The sequence below is a fragment of the Alkalihalophilus marmarensis DSM 21297 genome, from assembly GCF_000474275.2.
Classification (GTDB): Bacteria; Bacillota; Bacilli; order Bacillales; family Bacillaceae_D; genus Alkalihalophilus; species Alkalihalophilus marmarensis.
This window is the reverse complement of the sequence record NZ_ATAE01000032.1, coordinates 106,664-113,196: the sequence shown is the minus strand read 5'-3', so window position 1 is coordinate 113,196 and position 6,533 is coordinate 106,664. Positions and strand designations below refer to the sequence as shown.

Here is a 6,533-nt window from a genome sequence, read left to right as displayed (position 1 = left end):
AGCGAAGACTATGCTATAACCCTTCTTTGAGACACTTAATGTTTAATAGCTTTTAAACCATTACTAAATTGCTCCCTGCGGAAAGCGTAGTATATTTCAGGAGCGGCTAATATCCAATCTCATATCATTCCGTTCGCAATTCTAATCTAACTCTTCCTCTCTATGCCTCTCTTCATTTAATGAAGCATTGCTCGTTTCAATCGATTATCTTTTCTTGCAGCTGCTGTTTTGAAGAGCTGTTTCTCCTCATCCGTTTCAGGAAGGATGCTAGCGACAGGCAAGGGTTTCTTCTGGTCATCTACAGCCACCATGGTCAAAAAGGACTTGGTCGTTAACGTTTTCACTCCTGTTAAAAGGTTAGTAGAATGTACTTTTACGAACACTTCCATTGATGTACGGCCTGTTGAAGTAATAAAGGATTCAAGCTCTAATACATCACCGACTGTAGCTGATGAGAGGAAGTCAACGGAGTCGATTGAAGCTGTCACAACAACACTTCCTGCATGTTTCATCGCGGTGATTGCCGCAATTTCATCTATATAGGAAAGAACTTGTCCTCCAAAGATCGTCTTAAGGTGATTCGTGTCGGGCGGAAGAACGAGTCTTGTTTGAATCGTTCTCGAATAACTAGTAGGGTGTGATGTCGTCATTTTGAGGTCCCCACCTGTAAATTCGTACGTACTTCTTCAGCCGCTTTTACCATAACTTTTAAAGCATCAATCGTTTCTTCTGTTGTTCTTGTTTTTAAGCCGCAATCAGGATTAACCCAGAATTGTTCGTGATTAAGTACACGAAGCGCCCTCTCAAGATTTCTTTTCATTTCTATTTTACTAGGGATACGCGGACTGTGAATATCATACACCCCAAGACCGATATCCTTTTGATATTCATACCGTTCAAATGTATGGATCATTTCTCCGTGGCTCCTTGAAGCTTCGATTGAAATGACATCGGCATCAAGTGCATCAATCGTTTCAATAATTTCATCAAACTCGGAATAACACATATGTGTATGAATTTGAGTCGTAGGCTCTACGCTGCTTGTGGCGAGCCTAAATGCATAAGTAGCATTTGCTAAATAATCAGCTCTTTCATCTTCTTTGAGTGGCAGCCCCTCGCGCAGTGCAGGCTCATCTACTTGGATCATTTCGATACCGTTTGCTTCTAGCTGACGGATTTCTTCTTGTATGGCTAAGGCAAGCTGATTGAGCATTTCTCTAAGTGAGATGTCATCTCGTTCAAACGACCAATTTAAAATCGTAACGGGTCCGGTCAGCATCCCTTTCATTGGCTTTGTAGTCAATGACTTCGCATACAGAGTTTCCTTTAATGTCATCGGTTGGTCAAAAGAGATATCGGCCGCAATAATAGGTGGCTTAACACAACGAGAACCATAAGATTGCACCCAGCCGTTTGTAGTGACTTCCATACCATTTAAGCGTTGACCGAAAAATTCGACCATATCTGTGCGTTCAAATTCTCCATGAACAAAAACATCAAGCTGAAGTTCTTCTTGAATGTTTACCCACTTTTGGATTTCTTCTTGAATAAATGTTTCATAATCGGCCTCAGACAAAGAGCCTTTTTTAAACTTTAAGCGGGCAGCTCTTACTTCTTTCGTTTGTGGAAAGCTTCCGATGGTTGTAGTAGGCAGGGGAGGAAGCTGCCACTTTTTCTTCTGTTGTTCTTTTCTTACTTCAAAAGAAGTTCTTGTTGCTGTTAATTCGTTTAATTGAGAAAGCTTTCTTTGCACATCTGTATGAACTCTGCCTGTATCTTTATGAAACTCAGTGATAGCACAACTGTAAGCTCGTAGTTCATCTTTTTTCTCAGGAGATTTGAGTGACCCACTAAGCAAGACTACTTCCTTTAGCTTTTCATCAGCAAAGGCAAGAGCGTCAACTAATTGCTCTGGCAGCGACTTCTCATTAGCCGTCGTAACAGGTACATGAAGCAATGAGCATGAAGGCTGAATGATCAATTGGCTTGGCTGGATGTAGGATGTAATTTTTGCTACTTGATCTTGTTTATCTAACAGGTTGCTTTTCCAAATGCTGCGGCCATCAATGACTCCGCATGCTAACAGCTTATCACTAGGAAACCCAGAGGATCTTAATTTCTCTAGGTTGGATCCTTTATCGTGGACGAAATCAAGTCCGATACCATCTACAGGTAATTGAATCACTTCTTCATAGCGTTCAACCGAGCCGTAATATGTCTGTAAAAGAAGTTTTACCTCTGGCAGCTCCTTATTAAAGCGACTATACACTTCTTGAAAAACCTCAATTGTAGGCTGGTCGATATCTTGAACAAGAATCGGTTCATCAATTTGGATCCATTCGGCTCCCGCTTCGGCTAATTCTTGGAACGCTTTGATGTAATGAGGGATAAGTTCAGCTACTTTTTCTTTAAATTCACTGTTTTCGTATCCTTTTGATAAGGCGATTAATGTAACCGGACCTAAGATGACTGGCTTCCCTTTAATGCCCAGCTCATATCTGGCTTCGTTAAATAAATCTAACAGTCTATTATGCGTTAGTTTTGGTGTTGCGTCTTGTAATTCTGGAACAATATAGTGGTAGTTCGTGTTAAACCATTTGGTCATTTCAGAAGCAACATGTTCATCCGTTCCGCGGGCAATTGCAAAATATTGTTCAAGAGAAGCTTCTTCCATCGATTGAAACCTCTCTGGGATAAGCCCGAACATTACAGCTGTATCAAGAACTTGATCATAGTAGCTAAAATCACCGATTGGAATAAGTTCAATACCTTTACTTCGCTGTTTTTTTAAATAATTAATGCGAAGCTGTTTCATTTCAAGTTCAAATGCCACTCTTGTTATTTTCTTTGTCCAATACTTTTCTAATATATGTTTCCATTCTCTATTTTCCCCAATGCGTGGATAGCCTGTGTTTGATGTCACTATATTCATCGTTAAATCCCTCCAGATTGTCGTCTTTATTGATGTGTTGAACTTAGCTGATGTGTTAAATCAGCAAATAAAAAAACTCTCTTTCATGATTGAAAGAGAGATCACATACATAGACTCAACCTGGATGATCGTAAACCATCGGCCAAAACATATCGATCACTCCTCCCTAATAAACGCGTAGGTACTAGTGCGTACAAAAGGCAGGTCTCCTGACTCAAGTTCATCGCTTGCTTATCCCTTCCCATTCAACTTAGCTAAGATCACTAAATGATGAATAGTGGCAATGATAAGCAGCTCGCTCTTACAGTGGCGCGACCGTGCCGGATTCTCACCGGACTTCCCTTTTAAGGTTTAGAAGGCAAACTCTAAACCACCTCTTGCATGTACTTATAAAATTAAATTAATCAAATACTTAGACTATATCCTAACTTAGATTATTTTATTAATCAAGAATTTTCTAAAAGAAATCTCTACCCTGATATTAGTCACATCCAAAAATACTACATGCTATATTTACCCAGTCTTTACAATCGCTTAATAATACATTGGTATAATTCATCTGGTATAAAAGACTTAGTTTGGGTGGGGGTTTGGTTGTGTTTAGGAAACGATTAAATAAGAAAAAGAGTGGATCGAACAAACAAAAAACAGAGAGAACAAGACAAAACAGCAAGTTTTTAGAGAAGTTCTCCATGAGGAGCAGATTACTTCTATTATTTATATTGCTGCTAACAGTATCTTTATCAATAGGAGGGTTTGCTTCTTATTTAAAAGCAAAAGAGATGACAGTCAACTCTATTGAAAACAGGCTGATGCGCGAAGTGGACTTAATGGAAGTGATTGCTCAAAATCTTCAATTCCTCTATGTGAGTGATGAAGAGTATTTTATGCAGCAGCTAGAATCAAATATTAGATCACAGCAGGATAAACTTGAAGAGGACGGAATTAGTGCTGAATTTTTTTCTGTCATTAATCAAGAAGCTGTCCCGTTTCAAGTAAGTCAAGACACTTTGCCGCCTATCCCTGGTGAAGTGATAAGCAAAATAGAACAAAGAGATCAAGGAGTCATCCATGTAGAAATAGATGGATCCAAGTATTCAATTTCATTTCAGACAATAAATGAAATCGGCGGAATCTTTGCCTTAGCCGTTCCTGAAGCCTCTTATATGGGTGCGGTAGTTGACATGGCTTATTTTAATCTGCTTGTAGTTGTGATTAGTGTATTTATCTCTACCATATTTATTTTGCTTTTCGTTCGATCTATTACTAAGCCTCTGACAGATTTACGAGAAACAATGAGAGCTGTAAGAAATGGTCAATTTAGAGAACCTGATCCAATACAAACGACTTTACCAGAAATACAGTCTCTACATAAAAGCTACCATGCGATGATTGTACATATGCGAGAGTTATTAGTTGAGTTAACAGATACCACAAAAAATTTAGCAGTAACAGGTGATAAGTTAACCTTTTCTTCAAAGGAATCTTTAGAAACAAGCGTTGAACTAGTAGAGTCGATCCATGTAGTGAAAGAAGGAGCCCTGCAAACCGCGTCAAGCTCTGAGGTTAGTGTGTATCACTTTAAAGACATGAGAGAAAAGGTGAATGCTTTAACTAGTAACATGGATATGGTTGTAGACCGCTCAAAACAGATGAACGAGTCTGCCTATAAGGGTGAGAAAACGATGATAGAATTGATTTCAACGATTCAAACATTTGAAGCAGATTTCAGACATCTAACAACAACGGTCAAGCAGGTAAGAGAGTACTCCGTTTCAATTTCACAGCTAGTTGGATTAATTCAAGGGATTGCTGAACAAACAAAGCTTCTTGCTTTAAATGCAACGATTGAAGCAGCGAGAGCTGGAGAATCTGGCAAGGGGTTTGCTGTGGTTGCTAATGAGGTGCGTAAACTTGCCGAGCAATCATCAGGTGCAGCGGTAGAAATTACACAAGCAATCGATACAATGGACACAGTTACAATTGAAGCAAATGAAGAATTTACACATATGCTGGAAAAAACTAGAATCAATCTCGGGAAGGCGAATCAATCAAGAGATTCATTTGATGAATTAATGGGAGGCATTAATGGGGTAAGCAGTACGATTAATGGGATGCAGCTGAAATTAAGTGAGTTAAAAGAAATGGTACCAGAACTAGAAGCCGCAGCTGTTAGTTTTGCCTCCGTATCACAGGAAACATCAGCGAGCTCTGAGGTGATGTTAGAATCTAGCAAGGAGCAGATTGAACAATTGAAATCTACTCATGCGATCGGACTGCAATTAACTAATCTCTCACAATCTCTTTCTGATCTCTTAATGAAATTTCATATAAAGTAGGCCGGTCTCTGGTCAAAAAGTCTCTCTATGTATTAATAGAGAGGCTTTTTGTGCTTTTTTATCTAGCAAGGTTAGGCATATTTCACTCCATTTTTACACCGGTTTACAAAACCTTTACACAGCAATCATACCTGCTTAATATTACCCATCTATACTAGCAATTGTGAGAGGGAGAACCACTTACGCAACTATTTTTCCTAGAGAAAAGGGAGGACAATGAAGTGAAGAAATTTTTAATGCTCTTAGTAATGGCAGCACTAATGGTTGTTGTCGCAGCTTGTGGCGGGGGATCTAATGAACCGGCTGAGACAGATAACACAGGTTCAGAGGATACGACAGAAGATAATGCAGCGGAAGCAGCAGAAGATCTTGACGGAAGCGTAGTCGTTGATGGTTCAGGTACGGTTTATCCATTAATGTCAGTACTTGCTGAAGAATACATGATTAATGAACAACCTAACGTATCAGTTGAAGTAAGCCGCTCTGGTACAAGTGCTGGTTTTGGTAAATTCTTAGTTCCAAACGGTACAGACTTTAATGATGCATCTCGTGAAATTAAAGATGAAGAGTTAGAAGAAGCAGAAGCAAATGGAATTGAAGTACAAGAATTTAAAGTAGCATTAGATGGTCTTACATTTGTTATTCACCCTGAAAATGACTGGGCAAAAGAGCTGAATCAAGAAGAGTTAATCAGCATCTTCAGTGCTGATGGCGGCGTAGAGAAGTGGTCTGATATTCGACCTGAATTTCCAGATGAAGAAATTAAGCCAATGGGTCCAAATGAAAACCACGGAACATATGAGTTCTTCTATGAGAACATTCTTGATAAAGGTGACTTAGTAGATGGTGTTAACCTTCAGCAAGAATACTCAACTTTAGTAAATCTAGTAGCAGAAGATAAAAATGCCATTGCATTCTTCGGATTTGGCTACTATGTAAATAACCAAGATCAAATTCAAGCAGTAAACGTTGATTTCGGTGAGGGTCCAGTTGAGCCATCACTTGACACAATTGCTGAAGATGGTGACTATGCGCCATTCACTCGTCCGGTATTCACTTACTTAAACGTTGATATGGCTAAAGAAAAGCCGCAAGTACTAGATTTTGCTAGATACGTTGTAAACAATGTTAATGAATTTGCTGGTGAGACTGGATTTGCTCCACTGCCAGAAAGTGAAATTGAAGAGTATAACAGTTTCTTAGATGATCTAAATTAATTTGATTGTACTGCATGGGTGGATGGGAGCTTGTGAGTTCTCATC

At 39.2% G+C, this 6,533-nt stretch carries 4 protein-coding genes and 1 riboswitch; of the genes, 2 read left to right on the top strand and 2 right to left on the bottom strand.

Annotated elements, in window-relative coordinates; translation table 11 throughout:
• Nucleotides 1–176: 176 nt before the first annotated feature.
• Both A33I_RS11985 and metE read right to left on the bottom strand, forming a co-directional pair.
• Entirely contained in the window at nt 177–650 is a 474-nt protein-coding gene (locus A33I_RS11985; RefSeq protein ID WP_022628655.1) for an acyl-CoA thioesterase, read from the bottom strand.
• Complete coding sequence (gene metE, locus A33I_RS11980) at nt 647–2,932, bottom strand: 5-methyltetrahydropteroyltriglutamate--homocysteine S-methyltransferase (protein ID WP_022628654.1); 2,286 nt, start codon at nt 2,930–2,932, stop codon at nt 647–649. Before metE ends, A33I_RS11985 begins: the two co-directional genes overlap by 4 nt.
• A gap of 182 nt (nt 2,933–3,114) precedes the next feature.
• Nucleotides 3,115–3,325, bottom strand: a riboswitch (cobalamin riboswitch).
• Nucleotides 3,326–3,528: 203 nt separating this feature from the next.
• Between metE and A33I_RS11975 the strand changes: the two genes are divergently transcribed.
• Both A33I_RS11975 and A33I_RS11970 read left to right on the top strand, forming a co-directional pair.
• Nucleotides 3,529–5,271, top strand: coding sequence for a methyl-accepting chemotaxis protein (locus A33I_RS11975; protein ID WP_022628653.1), 1,743 nt, complete (start codon nt 3,529–3,531; stop codon nt 5,269–5,271).
• A gap of 221 nt (nt 5,272–5,492) precedes the next feature.
• Complete coding sequence (locus tag A33I_RS11970) at nt 5,493–6,488, top strand: PstS family phosphate ABC transporter substrate-binding protein (RefSeq protein ID WP_022628652.1); 996 nt, start codon at nt 5,493–5,495, stop codon at nt 6,486–6,488.
• Nucleotides 6,489–6,533: the final 45 nt, after the last annotated feature.

Bases quoted from the DNA above. Each gene is read 5' to 3' on its own strand.
- metE (WP_022628654.1), bottom strand. From the start codon at position 2,932: ATGAATATAGTGACATCAAACACAGGCTATCCACGCATTGGGGAAAAT.
- A33I_RS11985 (WP_022628655.1), bottom strand. From the start codon at position 650: ATGACGACATCACACCCTACTAGTTATTCGAGAACGATTCAAACAAGA.